This is a genomic window from Nonlabens arenilitoris (assembly GCF_002954765.1).
GTDB lineage: Bacteria > Bacteroidota > Bacteroidia > Flavobacteriales > Flavobacteriaceae > Nonlabens > Nonlabens arenilitoris.
The window spans coordinates 1206010-1224496 of record NZ_MTPW01000001.1; the positions used below are offsets into that span (position 1 = coordinate 1206010).

Annotated in this window: 20 protein-coding genes and 1 pseudogene; 5 read left to right on the plus strand and 16 right to left on the minus strand. The window is 35.5% G+C overall.

Annotation, left to right across the window (positions count from 1 at the left end):
• Positions 1 to 198: 198 nt before the first annotated feature.
• The 4 genes and pseudogenes from BST92_RS05310 to BST92_RS15495 form a co-directional block, all read left to right on the plus strand.
• The gene (locus BST92_RS05310; protein ID WP_105070511.1) at positions 199 to 1182 is read left to right on the plus strand and encodes an HU domain-containing protein; all 984 of its coding nucleotides are present in this window, start codon (positions 199 to 201) and stop codon (positions 1180 to 1182) included.
• Positions 1183 to 1333: 151 nt separating this feature from the next.
• Positions 1334 to 1897: a GNAT family N-acetyltransferase gene (locus BST92_RS05315; RefSeq protein ID WP_105070512.1), complete on the plus strand. Its 564-nt coding sequence runs from the start codon at positions 1334 to 1336 to the stop codon at positions 1895 to 1897.
• Positions 1897 to 2193, plus strand: coding sequence for a GNAT family N-acetyltransferase (locus BST92_RS05320; RefSeq protein WP_170061713.1), 297 nt, complete (start codon positions 1897 to 1899; stop codon positions 2191 to 2193). The genes BST92_RS05315 and BST92_RS05320 overlap by 1 nt, the downstream gene beginning before the upstream one ends.
• Before the next feature lie 8 nt (positions 2194 to 2201).
• Positions 2202 to 2306, plus strand: a pseudogene (locus BST92_RS15495) (hypothetical protein); the annotation flags it as partial.
• 281 nt (positions 2307 to 2587) lie between these two features.
• Here the strand turns inward: BST92_RS15495 and BST92_RS05330 are convergent.
• A complete protein-coding gene (locus BST92_RS05330) occupies positions 2588 to 4135 on the minus strand; it encodes a hypothetical protein (RefSeq protein ID WP_105070514.1) in 1548 nt (515 codons plus the stop codon).
• A 1-nt stretch (position 4136) separates the two neighbouring features.
• Entirely contained in the window at positions 4137 to 4613 is a 477-nt protein-coding gene (locus BST92_RS05335; RefSeq protein ID WP_105070515.1) for a hypothetical protein, read from the minus strand.
• Between the two features lie 257 nt (positions 4614 to 4870).
• Between BST92_RS05335 and BST92_RS05340 the strand changes: the two genes are divergently transcribed.
• On the plus strand, positions 4871 to 5380 hold the full coding sequence (locus BST92_RS05340; RefSeq protein WP_105070516.1) for an acyl-CoA thioesterase: 510 nt from the start codon (positions 4871 to 4873) through the stop codon (positions 5378 to 5380).
• A gap of 12 nt (positions 5381 to 5392) precedes the next feature.
• On the opposite strand, the gene BST92_RS05345 is transcribed toward BST92_RS05340, so the two are convergent.
• From BST92_RS05345 to atpH, 14 genes are all read right to left on the minus strand, one after another.
• Positions 5393 to 6598, minus strand: coding sequence for a murein hydrolase activator EnvC family protein (locus BST92_RS05345; RefSeq protein ID WP_105070517.1), 1206 nt, complete (start codon positions 6596 to 6598; stop codon positions 5393 to 5395).
• Positions 6598 to 7353: a lipoprotein insertase outer membrane protein LolB1 gene (lolB1, locus tag BST92_RS05350; protein WP_105070518.1), complete on the minus strand. Its 756-nt coding sequence runs from the start codon at positions 7351 to 7353 to the stop codon at positions 6598 to 6600. The genes BST92_RS05345 and lolB1 overlap by 1 nt, the downstream gene beginning before the upstream one ends.
• The gene (locus BST92_RS05355) at positions 7354 to 8733 is read right to left on the minus strand and encodes a tetratricopeptide repeat protein (protein ID WP_105070519.1); all 1380 of its coding nucleotides are present in this window, start codon (positions 8731 to 8733) and stop codon (positions 7354 to 7356) included. It lies immediately after the preceding gene.
• Between the two features lie 20 nt (positions 8734 to 8753).
• Positions 8754 to 9770 carry a sugar phosphate nucleotidyltransferase gene (locus tag BST92_RS05360; protein WP_105070520.1) on the minus strand — a complete coding sequence of 339 codons (1017 nt, stop codon included), beginning with the start codon at positions 9768 to 9770 and terminating at the stop codon, positions 8754 to 8756.
• Positions 9771 to 9820: 50 nt separating this feature from the next.
• Entirely contained in the window at positions 9821 to 10255 is a 435-nt protein-coding gene (dut, locus tag BST92_RS05365; protein WP_105070521.1) for a dUTP diphosphatase, read from the minus strand.
• The gene (locus BST92_RS05370) at positions 10255 to 11709 is read right to left on the minus strand and encodes a lipopolysaccharide biosynthesis protein (protein WP_211292444.1); all 1455 of its coding nucleotides are present in this window, start codon (positions 11707 to 11709) and stop codon (positions 10255 to 10257) included. Before BST92_RS05370 ends, dut begins: the two co-directional genes overlap by 1 nt.
• A 105-nt stretch (positions 11710 to 11814) precedes the next feature.
• A complete protein-coding gene (locus BST92_RS05375) occupies positions 11815 to 12642 on the minus strand; it encodes a hypothetical protein (RefSeq protein ID WP_105070523.1) in 828 nt (275 codons plus the stop codon).
• A 91-nt stretch (positions 12643 to 12733) separates the two neighbouring features.
• A complete protein-coding gene (locus BST92_RS05380; protein ID WP_105070524.1) occupies positions 12734 to 13228 on the minus strand; it encodes a hypothetical protein in 495 nt (164 codons plus the stop codon).
• Positions 13229 to 13288: 60 nt separating this feature from the next.
• Positions 13289 to 13837 carry a hypothetical protein gene (locus BST92_RS05385; RefSeq protein WP_105070525.1) on the minus strand — a complete coding sequence of 183 codons (549 nt, stop codon included), beginning with the start codon at positions 13835 to 13837 and terminating at the stop codon, positions 13289 to 13291.
• The gene (locus BST92_RS05390) at positions 13830 to 14321 is read right to left on the minus strand and encodes an RNA polymerase sigma factor (protein ID WP_245910872.1); all 492 of its coding nucleotides are present in this window, start codon (positions 14319 to 14321) and stop codon (positions 13830 to 13832) included. The genes BST92_RS05385 and BST92_RS05390 overlap by 8 nt, the downstream gene beginning before the upstream one ends.
• Positions 14321 to 15166: an alpha/beta fold hydrolase gene (locus tag BST92_RS05395; protein WP_105070526.1), complete on the minus strand. Its 846-nt coding sequence runs from the start codon at positions 15164 to 15166 to the stop codon at positions 14321 to 14323. Before BST92_RS05395 ends, BST92_RS05390 begins: the two co-directional genes overlap by 1 nt.
• Positions 15167 to 15331: 165 nt before the next feature.
• Positions 15332 to 16207, minus strand: coding sequence for an ATP synthase F1 subunit gamma (atpG, locus tag BST92_RS05400; protein WP_105070527.1), 876 nt, complete (start codon positions 16205 to 16207; stop codon positions 15332 to 15334).
• Positions 16208 to 16278: 71 nt separating this feature from the next.
• Positions 16279 to 17853: a F0F1 ATP synthase subunit alpha gene (gene atpA, locus BST92_RS05405; protein WP_036583473.1), complete on the minus strand. Its 1575-nt coding sequence runs from the start codon at positions 17851 to 17853 to the stop codon at positions 16279 to 16281.
• Positions 17854 to 17946: 93 nt separating this feature from the next.
• The gene (gene atpH, locus BST92_RS05410) at positions 17947 to 18483 is read right to left on the minus strand and encodes an ATP synthase F1 subunit delta (RefSeq protein WP_105070528.1); all 537 of its coding nucleotides are present in this window, start codon (positions 18481 to 18483) and stop codon (positions 17947 to 17949) included.
• Positions 18484 to 18487: the final 4 nt, after the last annotated feature.

Consider the following 18487-nt stretch of genomic DNA (forward strand, 5'->3'; position numbering starts at 1 on the left):
TTTAGTTATTTTAGTACGGAAACTAACCAGTAGAAACAGCAATATAGCTGTTAACAGATTTGTAATGATTTTAAATAACACGCTTTCGCGAAAGCGTAATTCCTCAAAATTATACACTTAGCCATCAGCGATTCATTTTCTTAATAACTAGTTGCTGGTAGCGCTTGATGGTTTTGATTATTTTTTTAGGTTTGTCATATGCAAATCGCTACTTACATATCAGACTTATTATATCGCCACGAGTGTGTGGTGCTACCAGGTTATGGTGCGTTTATATCGCGCCGTGTACCGGCCCAACATTTTGCGAGCAGTCATACCATCTATCCTCCTAAAAAAGGACTGAGCTTTAATGCTCAAATCCAGCAAAACGATGGATTATTAGTAAATTATGTAGCGACTGTAGAATCTATTCCATATCAACAAGCGGTACAAGAAGTGCGCAATTATGTGCGATTTTTAGATCACGAACTAGATACTAATGGAGTAGTAACGATCCATAAAATAGGCCGTTTTACACGTAATGAAGAACAATCATTACAGTTTACACCTATGTATTTAGTGAATTATCTTCCAGAGGCTTTTGGGCTTACTGCGCATGAAACCTATGCAGTGGATAGAACACCTGTAGAAACTAAGATTCCAGTTCCTGCAGCTGCAACTATAGAATTACCACCAGTTCAAAAAGAAGAAATTGAAGAAACTCCAGTAGTTCCTTTACACGTTCCTGCAGCAAGTAAAACACCATGGTTGCGTTATGCAGCGATAGGAGCAGTATTAATAGGATTGAGCTATGTAGGTTTTAATACCTATACCACTCAAGAAGCTCAAAACGACATTGCAGTTCAAGAAATGGCAGATGAAGAATTTACTCGCGAAATTCAAGAAGCTACTTTTATGATAAGCAATCCGTTGCCTAGTATAGAGTTAGAAGTAGCACCTGTTGTTAAAAATTACCATATTGTTGCTGGCGCTTTTAGAGATCCTGCAAATGCTGATAAAAAAGTAGCACAGCTTAAACGCAATGGCTATGATTCACAACGTATAGGTGTGAACAAGTATGGGTTACATAATGTGGCTTTCTCTAGCCATGCAGATCGCAATGACGCGATTAACGAATTGTACCGTTTAAGAAAGCAAGGCTTTACAGGTGCCTGGTTACTTACTGGTTCTCTTTCTAAATAAGATTTCATTTTATAAGGTTTGACTTTAAAATCTTAGATGGTTTTAAATAGTACACAGATTGATATCTAATCACTTTATCTAGCATTAAAGGCTTATCCTTTGAACTAAGATGAAAACAGATTTTTAAGGCTATTTTCATTAACTTCATCTCATGAAGTACATTCCTGTAAATCTAGAAACAGACCGATTGAGATTTCGCTTGATCGCAAAAAGCGATTTTGAGGCATGGTTACCCTTTTTCAGTCCTGATTTGAACCGGCATTTTCTTTTTCTAGATGCAGATAAAACAGCACTTGAATTATGTGAGTTTTGGTTTGAAAAATGCTTGTTGCGCTATAAAGAAAATCGTGGCGGACTTAATGCGCTTATTGATAAAACAACAGGTAAAATGATAGGTCAGTGCGGCATTCTTGTACAACACATAGATGGTGAACCACGTCTAGAAGTAGGTTATTCGATACTGCCAGGTCACCGCAACAAAGGATATGCTACTGAGGCTGCTGTTGCTGCAAAAAATTATGCCTTTGAACATAAAATGGACCTAGACTTTAACCATACTGTTGTTTCCATGCTTCATATAGATAATCACGGATCGGAAAAAGTAGCTACAGCAAACGGAATGACATTAGAAAAAACTTTTACTGATTTTGGCGATAACCGTTTTCATATATATAGCCAGTCTCGGGATGAATGGTTAAAAAAGAATGGCAACTGATGAAATACCACTTACCCAACTTACAAACCGAGCGGTTAACCTTTAGATTACTGCAAGAAAATGACTTTGAGGAATGGTTGCCACTTTTTGCTTTTCCAGAAGTAGGCACTTATTTCTCTATGGATGAGAATTTCAACCAGCAGCAACGCTGTGAAAAATGGTTTGATAAAGCACTCACTCGTTATGAAGAGCAATCCGGTGGCATGAATGTGTTGATTCATAAAGAAACGGGCAAAATGATAGGTCAGGCTGGACTGCTTGTTCAAGATGTTGACAATACAAACAACTCGAAGTAGGCTACTCCATTTTACCCGAATACTGGCAGCAAGGATATACCAGTGAAGCAGCTCAATTTATTAAGAATATAGGATTTGAAAAGGGTTATGATAAGGATTTTGGTAATGCGCTTATCTCAGTTATTCATAAAGATAATATAGGTTCTCAAAAAGTAGCTTTGAATAATCAAATGACCGTTTATGGTTCTTATCCTGCAGAGAAGGATTTTATCATTTATAAGCAGACTCGTGAGGAATGGGAACAAAAAAAGCAGCTATTAATTTTCAAAAACTAAACCTATTAGAGTAATTTAGCGAGGCCTAAGGCAATCTAAGACCGGTTTCAAAAATATTATAAACACAAAATCCTCATCTTAAAGATGAGGATTTTTTAATATCAACTTATTGATTTTACTTAGAATTTCATCTTTACAAACTGCTTGGAATCCCATTCTCCAGTAGCTACGATTACCTCTCCTTTTTCATTTAAATAGGCTTTTTCAAAAGCCAAAGGATTATCATAGGTCTTTTCAATTGCTTCATATTCCAAACCTTTAGCACCTAATTTAAAAATATATGCTTGAGATTTAATATTTTTTAATACAGCACCTATACCTTTTTTATCTCTTATCTTTTGACTTGCGCTATCTAAGTAATTAGCTGTGAAATTATTCTTATCAATCTCATTGAAATCTCCACTATTGAATAACACATATAATTCATTATTTTTCTCAAATGAAAACACACCAGTGCTAAATCTCGATCCAGCACCTTTAATTTTTTGGATCACCTCATTTTTCATTTTTCTATCTAGGTAGTAAAAGTTAGATTTATTATTAGTTATTTCACCTATTAGAACATCGCCATGGCCTGCATAACTCAAATTATCATAAATCGCGTCATTCATAAAGTTACCTAGATTAACATTTTCACCAACAAACCTAATTGCACCCGAATCATCAATAGTTACAGTTTTAATCAAATTGATATAAAACTCATCAGTACTTTTAGCTAATTCGTATTCATTTGTCTCAACGACCTTTTTTGAAGAAAAAGAAATCTTATCTACTTGAATAAAAGATTTATCAGAAACTCCTTCTTCAAAAGAAAACTCTTCAGTAACAGAAACAACATATAAATGATCTTTATCAGACACATAATTTGAACTAACAATGGCTCTTGAATCGCTTCCTAAATAAAGAGTTTCTGATGCCTTATCACTATTAGGTGGAAAAAAATAGAATTTTATTTCCCTAGGAAGGTTTTTTTGGACACTTCTATTTTTACGGGATGCCTTACCTTCTTTTTTCTTTACCCAATGTGGAAGAGTTTGCATTATTACAGTTCCATCATCTAAGATTCCAGGAGAAGATATATGAAAATAAAAATCTTCATATAGCATTTGAGGAAGTTCTCCAGTATGAGTTTTTGTTTCTAGAACATTTCCATCTTTATCACCAATAATAAAAGTTCTTTTGTCCTTTCCTGTCTTATTATATTTTCCCTGTCTATTTGTTTTTAGTAAAATGCTTTTATTTGGAGAGTAATCGGTCTTATACGGATTTACTTTTATTTTATAAGTTTTGAATTTAGGCATATCAAACTCATTTTTTGCAGTATTAAAAGAAGCCGTTTCAAAACTTTCACCAGTATCCACAATTGCCACAAGATTACCATCATCAACTTTAATTGAACTAATTGCATTCTCTTTTCTGCTTGCTTTAATAGCGTCAGCTTTAATGACATTCATGTTCTCATCAAGCCTTGCCATAAATTGAACTCCACCTTCAAAGTTATTCATCAATACTATGGTATTCCCTTGATCATCTTCTGTGCCGTAAGCAATTTGATTGGTGGACTTTTTGACTTCCACAGGTTTACTCACAATAAGCTCTGGAGCAATTTGTGAAAAGGCCATTAATGAACATAAAGACATGGTTAAAATTGTAATTGTTTTTTTCATTTTAGAAAAATTTAAATGAGATGCCAGCTTCTATACTATCTAGGTTAGCGTCGTTAAAGAAAAGTTTGCGATAGCCTACAAACACGTTTGTACTATTAAATGAATATCCTATCGTAGGATTTGCAAATCCTGCTACTGTAAAGAAACCTTCGGGACCATTATAACTTATTCCTCCATTTACTTGAGCGTAAACAAATTCTAAAAAATAATATTTATAAGATGCTCCAAAATCTGCAAGCGGCAACTCTGCTCCACCTGCATCTTCTGATTGAAGAACGATATAATTTAATCCTAGATAACCACCTAAGTAACTATCTTCTGAGAGTTCCCACATAGGATTTATAAAGATTCCAAAATTGTATTGAGATACCTCATTATCTAATGGGTAGCCTATATGCAGTCCTATTGACGATTCATTTTCCTGCCCGACACAAAAACTACCTAAAAGCAATAAAAATATAATTGTCAGTTTTTTCACTTTAAAAATTTTGCAAAATTTAAGCCTAAAGTTTTAAAGTTTTAAAGAAAAAATTATTGAAATTTATTTAAAAAATATGTAAAAAGCTTTTAATCAAATAGTTGTGACGAGTCTTATTTTTTATAATTTTAAAACGCTCTTGACAATCACTCAAACTGACTTACAAAAATTAGGTTTTTGATTATACTAAAAATAAATATGAAATTTTTAAATTATTTAGAATATGTACAACCTTACCTTTGCAAAAAATTATTAAAATGGAAGCCAAAACGCCTTCACAATCTTTTACCACTGTTACAGATATGGTCTTGCCTAGTGAGACCAACCCATTGAATAATCTATTTGGTGGTGAGTTACTAGCACGTATGGACCGTGCAGCCAGTATTGCCGCTAGAAGACACTCTAGACGTATCGTTGTAACAGCATCTGTAAATCACGTCGCGTTTAATAGAATGGTACCATTAGGAAGTGTTGTAACAATAGAGGCTAAGGTTTCAAGAGCTTTTACATCATCTATGGAAGTTCATATGAACGTATGGATAGAAGATCGTGAGAGTGGTGAAAAAACCCAAGCAAACGAGGCTATATACACCTTTGTTGCTGTGGATGAAACAGGTCGTCCAGTACAAGTACCTGCTATTTTACCAGAAACCGAAGATGAGAGATCAAAATACGATGCAGCATTGCGTCGCAAGCAATTGAGTCTAGTTCTAGCAGGTAAAATGAAAGCAAAAGACGCTACAGAATTGAAAGCATTGTTTGAGTAGTAAATCAGATTATTAAAACCTCAATAACCATCCTGCAGGATCAACTGTGTGGCTATCTTCCATAAGTACGAAACGCAGCTCTGTTACACCAGAATTGTCTGTAAAAACAGTTCCTATAATGTCTTGCGTTTTAATTTGATCACCTTTTTGTACGACAACACTTTTTAAGTTACCATAGACAGATGTGTAATTACCATGTCTTACATAAACTGATAAGATACCGTTTGCTGCCTTTTGCACTCTTACCACTTCACCAGTAAAAATTGCTTTTGCTGGTGAGTTAGATGGCGCTTGAAACCTTAATCCATTGGAAGCAATCTTAATTCCGGCTAGTACAGGATGTGGTTGATCACCATACTTTCTTGAGATGATAAATTCATCTACTGGATAGGGTAATTTTCCTTTATTGGACTTAAAGTTATTAGCGAGTACTTTTGCCTCAGGTGATAAGTAAAACTTCCCTTTAACAGCACCTGTTTTACCCTTATTAGATGCAGCAATATCTGCCTCTATAAGCTTTTGAATTTGTCTATCTATTATAGCTCGTTCCTTACTAGCTTCTCTTATTTCCTTAGAATATTTCTTCTCGTCTTGTTTTACAACAGCTAGTAAATTTTCTTGCTCTTGCTTATCTTTTTGTAATGCAATACGTTGTTGCTTATTTACCTTTAAGATCTCTTGTTTCTGCTTTTTCTCTTCTTGGAGATCTTTATTGATTTGTTCTAATCGCATCGATTTAGCAGTGATTTCATCTGCCTGCTTTTTACGATAATCTGCATATGACTTTAAGTACTGTACTCTTTTGTAAGCCTGTAAAAAATCTTCAGATGATAGTAAGAACATTAATCTACTTTGCTCATTTTTTGACTTATATGCTTTGACAATCATGCGAGCATATTCATCTTTTTGAGTTTTTATTTCTTGTTTGAGCTTATTGTTCTCGTCTGTATTTTTCTTGATACTGCGCGTGATTAAATTAGCCTGTTTATTTGTGATGTTAATCAACTCTTGTGTACTTGCTATTTTTTTATCGATGGTCTCCACGAGCAATACCATTGTTTTACTTTCTTTTTTAACATTAGAAAGTAACCTTGAGAACTGATTGATTTCGGCCTGTATCCTTGCCTTTTTTGCCTCTAACTGTGCTTTTTCTGACTGCGCTTTCGCGAAAGCGAAACTCAAAAATAAAATCGTAAATAACAGACCTTTTTTTCCCATTACAGATTCATGGGTTTGCTGTTAGACGGAATTGAAAATGGAAATGATAGGTTCTGATTGAACTCTATATTTTTAAATTCTAATATGACCTGAGAAAGACGTTTACCACGTTTTGCATCGACTTTTACCTCTAGCGGAATAATGCGCTTGTCCACTACCTGATAGTCTGGATAAGTGATGACAAGAAAACTGTCATCTGCAGGTTTTCTTATAGATTGCTGGCTTAATTTAAAGTCTGATGGACGTAATTTAAACAGCTTTTCAATAAGCTGCCCTTGTTTAAACTGATACTGATTATCAACGATAGAGAAATCATGAGGCTGTAATGATTCAACTGCCTGGCCTAATAATAAATCTTCTAATTGTTGATATTCTAGTGGCTCACCTAAGAAGTCACTTATTAGCGAAAAGTCACCATCAAAAGAACGCTTATTTAATTTTTCATAAAACTGTACGCGATCTGGTGTGATATAAATTTTGGCTGCTGTAAAGCCTAGAAATTTTGCACTCATCCAGATTTGTTTTCCTTTTTCAATACGTAAATCTACAGTCACATTACGCGATTGCTTCTCATCTTTATAACTTACAGAAAGTCTAGACTGCATGGTCTTAAAGTCTGTACGAGCTGCGGTATGAGCTTTTACAACACTTCCCTTTTTTGCGGTGGCGCTAGCATTATTTGCAGCTTTTTGAACACTACCACAGCTAGCCACAACTAGGGCAAGAAAGATGTATATAATTCGGTATACTTTCATTTATAATTTTTTAGAAAGTTCTTGAGCCTTGGTTCTCATTATAGAGGCACGAGTTGTGTCTCCTTTTTTATCATATGAAATTGCAAGTTGCTGGTACATATCTTGCTCTAATTTTACTTCATCGAGTAAATAGCTTTGTCCCAATTCTATAATTTCGATGGCCTTATCTGGAGCATTTAAACTATTATGAGCGACACCATTTAATAAATAAAACAATGGTTGAGCAGGAAATTTATCAATAGCTGAATTTGTTATAAGTATTGTTTTATTATAATCTTTTATATCAATGCTTAATAGGGCTATACTTTTAATAATATCGATGTTATTATTATCTAATTCTAGTCCTTTTTCATAGAACGCAACGGCTTGTGTAGGGTCTTTTTTCTTAAGGTAAAAATCACCCATAGCACGATAAGCGTTAGGATCTTCAACATCATCAGACAGCCAGTCTATTGCTTCTGCAACGGCGTTCTCTAGTTCTATGCGCCCATCTGACATACTTATGAAGTCTTGTAAGACCTTCATTTTAGTTTCTCGATCAATTTTATCTGAGGTTAGTATTTTTTCTAGACTTGCAACACCGTCTTCGATACGGTCGTTTTCAATAAAGATTTTGTACAACGCAAGATGTGCGGCATCACTATTAGGAACATTACGTTCAAAATCTTGTGCGACCTCAAAAACGGCTTCTTTATCACCATTGCGACCATGCATGTAAATCAAATTGATATATGCCTGTTCGTTATTAGGATTTCTTGCAATTTCTGCCTCTAATGACTCTATATTGTTTTCATTGCGTACCTCTTGTTGCTGTCTATTAACTAGACTGCGACGCAGGGCATTCCTGCGAGGATCTCCATTACCTTGCCTAGCATCTATGTCGTCAAGAGATTTTAAAGCCTTATCATACTGACCAGTGCGGTAATACAGTGTCGGTAAAAACTCTTCATAATTATTATTAATTTTTACAAGTTGTTCCATGACCAGAACGGCCTTATGGTAATCTTTTTGTTCATCATAGATATCAAAAAGCATATCTAGCATCCACTCATTATTACCAGATAGTTCTATCGCTTTTTTAATGGACTGTTCTGCCTTATTAAAATCCTTATTTGCAAAATGATTTTTTGCTAGTTCAAATTGTACCGCTCCAGAAGTAGGTTCATTTTTTGCACAGTTTTGTAGCAATACTATGGCTCGATCATGATTCCCTTTGGCTTTCTCAGCAAGAGCATTGAAAAAAGTGTCCTTAAAACTATTAGAAACGTCACCTAAATCGTCTTGATTCACTTCTACTGCTTCTACTTCTTCTTGTGCATATGTAGTTGTGCTCCATGAAAGAGCAGTAGCCATCAAAATAATTATTAAGTGTTTTTTCATTATGTTTTTAAGTTCAATAATTATTCCATTACTGTATAATCACCGATGCTCACTTTTTCATAGTTTGCATCATATTTCACATGATTTCCTATCATAGCTTCATCTAAAGTAGCATTCTTAATTACAGAATGACATTGTATTAATGAATTTTTAATAGTTGAATTTTCTATAACAGTTCCTGCTCCTATAGAAACGTGTGGTCCTACTGTAGAGTTTTTAATAACTACTGATGGGTCTATAACGCAAGGTTCTATAATTTTAGCATTTTCTAGGGTAGGATTTGTGTTGATTTCATCACTTTCATCCTTTTTCATAAACTCGATGATGCGTGTGTTAGTTTCTACTGTAACCACTTTATTACCACAGTCCATCCACTCATCTACGGTTCCTGTTTTAAAAACTTTCCCATTTTGCATCATGCGTTTGATACCATCATTAATTTGGTATTCTCCACCATTGATGATATTATTTTCTAATACAAATTGTAACTCATTTTTAAGGTCTGCAACTTCTTTGAAGTAATAGATTCCTATTACAGCTTGATCAGACACAAAAGTTTCTGGCTTTTCGACGAGCTCAACAATTTCTTCTTTATCGTTAAGTTTTACCACACCATAAGCTTCTGGTTGATCAACTTGCTTTGTCCATATAACAGCGTCTGCTGCAGGATCTAGTTTAAAGTCTGCTCTTATCAACGTGTCTGCATAAGCAACTACTGCAGGTCCTGAAAGTGAGTCTGCTGCACTCATAATAGCGTGTCCTGTCCCTAATGGTTCACCTTGGCGGTATATACTAGCTTTTGCTCCTAGACTGGTAGCTAACTCTTCTAAACTGCTTACTACATCATCGCCAAAAAATGCCGGATCGCCCAATATAAAAGCCACCTCAGTAACTGGCTCTTCTAATATGCGAGCAATATCTGTCACTAGTCTGTGAACGATAGGTTTATTTGCAATAGGAATTAACGGCTTAGGAACTGTTAATGTATGTGGTCTTAATCTAGAACCACGTCCAGCCATAGGTACGATTATTTTCATAGTATGTGATACGTTATTAGACTGCTTATGCAGTTAATGATATGTTTGATTTATTTTACTCCAGTACTTCCAAAACCGCCTGCGCCGCGATCTGTACTGCTTAATTCTTCTACTTTTTGCCATTGTGCACGCTCATGCTTTGCAATGACAAGTTGTGCAATACGCTCACCATTTTCAATAGTAAACGTTTCATTTGATAAATTTACAAGAATCACGCCTATTTCACCACGATAATCTGCATCGACTGTTCCTGGTGCGTTTAAAACTGTAATTCCTTTTTTTGCAGCGAGACCACTTCTAGGTCTTACTTGCGCTTCATAACCTATAGGTAGTTCTATAAATAGACCTGTTTTAATAATGGCACGTTCCATAGGTTCCAGAATCACTGGTGTTTCTAGATTTGCTCTTAAATCCATTCCTGCACTAGCCTCAGTCTCATAATGAGGTAATGCATGTGCCGATTTATTGATGATTTTTATGGTCATTATTTTTTAATCAAATTTTTAATAAATGTTTTCTCTCGTATCCAGATTAATCCGGCTAGAACAGCCGTCATAAGTATTCCCACAAGATAAAGACTCCAACTGCCTATACCCAACTCTTCTCTGAAAAAATAAAAGAATATCACGGAAAAACTAATCGAAACGATTAAATACAATAAGATATTTTTAAGGTCATATGGTATTGCAAAATGCTTTCTACTGAGTACATAAGAAGTTACCATCATTAACCCATAAGCTGCACATGTGGTTATAGCGCTGGCTATATATCCTATTTGAGGAATTAATAAAACGTTCAATCCTATAGTTAACGCAGCTCCGAGAACTGAAATGTAAGCTCCATATTTAGTCTTATCAGTCACTTTATACCAAACAGATATGGATTGATATATCCCAAAAAATAAATAAGCAATCAATACCAGCGGGACGATGTCCATAGCATCATAATATTTTTCATTGATTAATAATGCTTTAATCAGATCTACTAATACTATATAAGCAAGCAATGCTATCGAGCCTAAGATTACAAACATCTTTGTAATTTGAGCATAGAGCTGTGGTGCTTTTTCATTTTTTGCCTCACTAAAAAAGAAAGGTTCGACTCCTAATTTAAAGGCTGTTGAAAATAAAGTCATCCCTACAGCAAGTCTATAACATGCCGTATAGATTCCTACTTGATCAGTAGCATTATCAATCAACAACCATTCTAATAATATTTTATCAAAGGTTTCATTAATAGCAAATGCTAATCCAGCTATTAAAATAGGAAAGCCATAGCGCAGCATTCTTTTCCATAACAAGACATCAAATTTCCACTTACTGAAGTACGGTTTACAAATCACCAAAAACGTGAGTGCACTTGCCCCAAAAAATGCAATGAAATACAATTCAATCTTATCACTAGGTAACCAATCTCGTAAACCTGGAATATCTTGCAGCCATATCAAGAAAAGCGCACTGCAACCTACCGAAATGATTACGTTAATCATTTTAATTACTGCATACTTTACCGCTTTGCCTTGTGCTCTCATATATGCAAATGGCACTACTGCTAGAGTATCAAAAGCCAGTACACCTATCACCCATCTCCAGTAATTTGCAGATTTATCAGTCCATGAAGCGATATGGTCTAAACTTAAGTAAGAAACGATCACAAATAATAACGTAGTACCTAACAAAGTTCCTATAGCCGTTCCTAGAACCTTAGATTTATCATCAGTCTCTGTAAAATATCTAAAAAACGCCGTCTCTGTACCATAAGTTAACAAGACATTAAAGATGATGATCCAAGAAAATATGATGGATACTTCCCCAAAATCTTCTGGATTAGGTAAATAATTAGTTAATAATGGCGTCAGTAATACGGTTAATAATCGAGGTAGTACGGTCGCTAGACCATAGACAAATGTGTGCTTAAAAAGACGATTAATTGCGCTCAAAAAAACCTTGTAATTATTACCGCTCAAAGGTAGTTATAATCACAAGGTTCTACAATGCAACGCTTTCGCGAAAGCGTATTTAAATTAATTACTTATTCCTATAATTTATTCATGAACATGACACGCCATATCGTGACTATGGTGATGATTGCAAACGGTTACATGATGTGTAGTGCATTGCACCTGACTGTAGTCTGTATAACCACCTGGCCATGTAATACTGCCGCCAGTGGTACGGGCAAGCGTGATGTAATCTGGTGATACATGATCACAAAGAATTACATGAACAGGTCGCTTAATTTGATATACTAGAGAAATATCTCTGATACGTGTAGCATCTGCTATAAGGACAAAGTCATTACCAGACTGATCATGTGCTTGTGCTGCTATAATGGCCTCAACATCATTTTCTGGTCCATCGCCGCCGCCGCCATTATCTACTGCTGTTGCTACTGTCTGTAAAAAATTGTCAATTTCTAAATGGTCAGGGAAATAAATACCACCTGTACTACCTATGTTTTTAGGTCCAGATTGTCTTATTCTATCATCTCCATCATTAAAAAGCACCATGCTATTCATCAATTGCTTGTCTTTATTGACATGATGCCATCGCACTACCTGACCTACATAACTGTACATGCTACCTGTCCAGTCTACGACTACATTCATGTTTTGCCATTCTGGATGAGCATTAAAGGCGTCAAATACGACTGTATTTGTAGAAGTATTCTGTCCGCCTATATGATGTGCCGTGGTCGTTGCAGCGCTGCGCACATAGTGTGTTTTACCTGCTTTATCTTTTACTTCTATCATCTCGTCACTGGTCTCTGCGTTCATGTAGTTTCTGATTTCTCTAGCAATTTCTGCTCCTTGAGCATTTGCAAGGCCAGAAAATGTCAAAGCGATAATTGTTATTCTCAATAGATTTTTCATAGTTGTAAATTTTATGAGTCAAACTTAAGCGCATAAAAAAGGCGCTCATAGCTATAATGAGCGCCTACTATATTTGAATGAGTGAAATGACCTATTGAGGCATAGAAGGCATATCTAATTGCGAGCGTTCTTGAATATCAAGCAGCTTTACATAGCTTATGGAATCACTATTTATTTCTTTTAAAGCAATAACGGCTTCATTATCTTTCAACTCAAACGGGAATTTCTCAATATTGGGCGCTTCATTTTGCGCCTCTTTTTTAGAATCCAGATCCATGATCAGATCCTGACGATTATTAAAATCTGTGCGGAATCGTGACACCATCATCATGCGGTCATCTGCCGTGTAGTTTACTGTTTTATTAACGCTATTGCGAAAGTAGATCGCAACAACCTCTTTACCACTAGTAAGCTTTGTAGGAAAATATAAAGTGATACCACTACCAGATCCAGGTGCTCCACCATTCCATGCTTGTGCATATGCTTGTTGAGAGACCGGAAAGTCTGCAGTTGTATAGGTTTCTGACATTTTTTGGGCTCCACAAGAGCTAATCGTCAAGGCTAGTAAAATATAGATTGCTTTCATAGGTGTAATTTACGGATTGTTGTTCAAATGTGGTGCCAATAGAAAATTACGCATATAAATTTATTGTTGTAATAGCTTTAAAAAACGTGTTTCTTTGATAATCTGATTTATAATTATAGCGCCTACAACGATTAGAGAAATCACTGCTGAGGCGATTAGATAGAGGTAAAATCCATTAGAAAACTCATTCTTAAAATAGGGAAATAATAAATACAATCCATAGCAGTAAACAGCAAAACATACTGGTGTGAGAATGTAATTGATTTTCATACGCCACTTATAATATCTTTTTAGGTATAGCTTATAAGTTTTGGCATCCATTGAAGCAAGTTTTGAAGCCTTTTTAAGTTTTGAATACATCTCGATGATGATTCTCACTAGCATAGAAGCAACCATTAAAGTAAGTCCCAGGCTAAAGCTATTAAATGAATTAGGCAAGTAGAGTGTAGCATAAGCAATCAAAATTAAAACGGTAATTCCCATTACAATTAAGCCTATATTCTGTTTACGTCGCTGTTGATTTGCCTTAGCTATAATAGAACTAGGTTCAGGAATCGTATGAGATGATTTATTTTCATTCCATACTTTATTTAAAATATCGTTATCCATTTTTTATACATTTTAAAAGTGATTTTCTAATACGACTTAATCTGGTTCTAAGAGTTCCATGCTCTAAACCTGCCGTATTTGCAATGGTAGATTGAGGGATTTCCTCTAACTCCATTAAAATAAGTGTTTTATTTTGTGATGTTAATTGATTGATGCAGTGATACATCTTTTGAATCATGCCTGTGCGATCTTCAGTTATCTCATTAGAATCTGTTTGATCACTGACTAGTCTTTCTGTTGTAACTTTTCTTTTAGGAGTTCTTAAATCACTGAGACAGGTGTTTACCGCTATTCTATAAATCCATGTACTGATGGAAGAATCACCCTTAAATGATTTTCTGTGATTCCAGACTTTAATAAACGTCTCTTGATGCCAGTCTTTTGCTAGGTCTACATCACCAGCAGCATAACCTATACAAAGTCGATACACTTTATCTGAGTGCTTATTGTAAATTTCTTTAAAATCTGTTTCTATGTGAATCATTACTCAGCCAGTACTTGTAAAATTTGACTCGTAAACCAATCAGGTTGATCTAACATAATAAAGTGAGCGGAATCTTTAGATATTATTAAATGATATTCTTTAAGATTTTTATATTGAGTTTCATAGGTATTTCTGGACATGTCTTCCCCATAAGGTAGTGCAGCTGCAAGTATTGTAACAGGCACATTAATTTTATTAAGATCTTCTCTCATGTCTAATTTAAGATAATCGGTATATCCATAGACATAGGTTTTACGGTCTGCGGCAAGTATCCAGTTTTTGATTTGCGTTTGTGCTTCAGAATTAGTGCTCATTCCCATAGACATTCCTATTGCCATTTGCTCAAAGTTTTCTTGACTCATCTCTAGTTGTTGTTTATTAAAAGCACTGTCATAAGATAAATTATCTGGATTAAAATCTGGAAACATGAGAGCACCAGCTGCAGGCAACGCATCTACTAGTATTAATTGACTTATTTTAGAATTTTCTCTGCTAGCAAGCCAGGTAGCGATAGTACCACCTAAACTATGACCTATAATAATGACATCTTCTAACTTATTATCAATAATATAGTTTTCTAGAGATTCATTTACTTTAGGTAACCACGGGAACTCTATAGGCTCCATAGAACCAAATCCGGCCAAAGTCACTACATGACATTGATACTTATTTTTTAATTGATCTACCGTTGGATTCCAAATCTCACCAGGCACAGTAAAACCAGGAAGAAATAATATAGGCTGGCCAGATCCAGATACTTCTACCTGAATTGCCTTTTGATCATCACAAGCAAATACCAACACAGAAAGACAAAGTGCAACAAATAGGGAAATAATTTTTTTCATGATTTCGAATTTAAAGTTTCCCTTTAGATGCAGAAGTCAAAAAATGTTACATGTATATTCAAAAAAAGTTTGAGTATCAAAAAAGCCTTTCATTTCTGAAAGGCTTCTTGATATTATAAAATGAGATGCTGAAATAAATTCAGCATGACCGCTTTGAATAGTATTTTAATTATTCAACGCTTCTGCTCCACCTACGATTTCAAGGATCTCGTTAGTAATCGCAGCCTGACGCGCTTTATTATAAGTTAACTTCAACTGATCTCTAAGTTCTGTTGCATTATCTGTTGCTTTATGCATTGCAGTCATACGTGCACCGTGCTCACTAGCCCAAGAATCACGTACTCCTTTGTACAATTGCATTTTTAAAGACTTAGGTATTAACTCTTCAATGATTTCTTCCTTAGAAGGCTCAAAAATGTAATCTAGCTCTTTTTGAGTTTCGATAGCTGCTTCATCCTTTGCCACAGGTTTAAGTGGCAAGAAATCTTCAGTCATTATAATTTGAGTAGCAGCATTTTTAAAACTGTTATATACTAAAACAATTTTATCAAATTCACCTGTTACAAACAGCTCCATCAACTCTTCAGCAATTAGAGCAACGTTATCAAAAGATATGTCATCAAAAAGATCACTCTTGTTTGAGATAATATTATCGGTCTTCTTTGCAAAATCGTTTGCCTTCTTACCTATGGTCATGTAAGAAACAGCGACACCATTTAAGTCTTCTTGATTCAAACGAATCAATTCTTTAATAATATTAGAGTTAAAAGCACCTGCCAGCCCACGATTAGAAGTAATAGCGACAACTAAGGCTTTTTTTACTTCACGTTGCTCTGCAAATTTGCTTCCAGCTTCACCTTCCATGGTAGAGCTTAGACTCTGTAAAATCTCAGTAAGCTTATCAGAATAAGGACGCATTGCTGTAATAGCATCTTGTGCTTTTTTAAGCTTTGCTGCACTCACCATCTTCATAGCAGATGTAATCTGCATGGTAGAAGATACTGATGAAATTCTGTTTCTTATTTCTTTAAGATTCGCCATAATTTGTTAGAAGTTAGAGGTTAGAAGTCAGAGATGAGAAACACGATTTCTCATCTCTAATCTCTAAGTTCTTAGTATCTACTAGAAAGATCTTTTGCTACTGCTGTAAGTGTATCAATCACTTCATCAGTAAGTTTTCCAGCTTTAAGAGTATCTAGAGTTCCTCTATGCTTTGCATTAAGTAATTCTATAAAGTCTCTTTCAAATTCTTTTACTTTTTCAACAGGAACGTTTTTCAATAAGTTCTTAGAACCTGCATAGATAATTGCAATCTGATCTTCAACAGTGTAAGGATCATTTTCTGCTTGCTTTAATATCTCAACGTTTCTCTTTCCTTTTTCAATAACACCTAAAGTAGTTGCATCAAGGTCAGAACCGAACTTTGCAAACGCTTCAAGTTCACGGAAAGCTGCCTGGTCTAATTTTAAAGTACCAGATACTTTTTTCATAGACTTGATCTGTGCAGATCCACCAACACGCGATACAGAGATACCTACATTAATCGCAGGACGTACACCAGAGTTGAATAAATCACCATCTAGGAAAATCTGTCCATCTGTAATCGAGATTACGTTAGTAGGGATATAAGCAGATACGTCACCAGCTTGTGTTTCAATAATAGGAAGTGCAGTAAGAGATCCACCACCTTTAACGATAGGTTTTAAACTATCTGGTAGGTCGTTCATGTTTTTTGCGATTTCATCATCTGCAATAACCTTTGCTGCACGCTCCAATAATCTTGAGTGAAGGAAGAATACATCTCCAGGATATGCCTCACGTCCTGGTGGACGACGTAAAAGTAGAGAGATCTCACGATAAGCAACTGCTTGCTTAGATAAATCATCATAAATGATAAGTGCTGGACGACCAGTATCACGGAAGTACTCACCTATCGATGCTCCAGCAAATGGTGCATAAACCTGCATTGCTGCTGGGTCAGATGCATTTGCAGCAACAATTGTAGTATAAGCAAGAGCACCTTTTTCTTCAAGCACTTTTGCAATGTTTGCAACTGTAGAGGCTTTTTGTCCTATAGCTACATATATACAGTATACTGGCTCACCAGCATCGTAAAATTCTTTTTGGTTAAGAATCGTGTCAATACAAACTGTAGTTTTACCAGTCTGACGGTCACCAATTACAAGCTCACGTTGTCCACGACCTACAGGAATCATTGCATCAATAGACTTAATACCTGTTTGTAATGGTTCCGTTACCGGTTGACGGAAAACAACTCCAGGAGCTTTGCGCTCTAGAGGCATTTCATATAAGTCACCTTCAATAGCACCTTTACCATCGATAGGCTCACCTAATGTGTTGACAACACGACCTACAATACCTTCACCTACTTTAAGAGATGCGATACGTTGTGTGCGTTTCACAGTGTCACCTTCAGCGATACCAGTTGACGGGCCTAAAAGTACCACACCTACATTATCTTCTTCTAGGTTAAGAACGATACCTTCAATCCCAGATGTAAACGCAACTAGTTCACCATATTGGGCGTTAGAAAGACCGTAAACACGTGCGATACCATCACCTACTGTAAGTACGGTTCCCACTTCATCAAGTGATGCAGTTGCATCAAAACCTGATAATTGTTGCTTAAGTATTGCAGATACTTCTGCTGGATTTACTTCTGCCATGTTCTTGTTTTTATTCTTATCAAATAGGTCGTAATGACCATTTATTCTTAATTAAATACGCTTTCGCGAAAGCGGAAATTTAAAATACATTTACTATCTCGCAGCAAATGTTCTTTTTAATTGTCCTAATTTGTTTGCTACACTAGCATTGATTTCTTGATCACCTACTCTAAGTATAAATCCACCTAAGATAGACTCATCAATCTTCTTCTCTAATGTAATGTCTTTACCAGCAAGCTCTTTTGCTTTTGCTAGCACTTTTTGTTCTAAATCAGCAGAAATTTCAACGGCAGTTGTTACCGTAGCAATCTCGCGCTTATTCATTTCTTCAAAAAGTAAAATATACTTTGTAGCGACATCCATTAATATATCTGCACGCTTATTATCTACTAATAGGTCAAAAGATCCCATTGTGATCGCACCTGCATCTTTAAAAACCTGACGCAATGCGCCACGTTTCTGTTCTGATTTGATTAACGGACTGCTCATGAAGTCACGTAATTCTTTATTACCATTAAGGGTAACTAGAATGGTCTTCATTTCCTCATTAACAGCGACAGCTTCACTCTTATCTATTGCTAGACTAAGAATAGCATTTGCGTATCGGGATGCAGCTCTAGATAATTTCATGTTC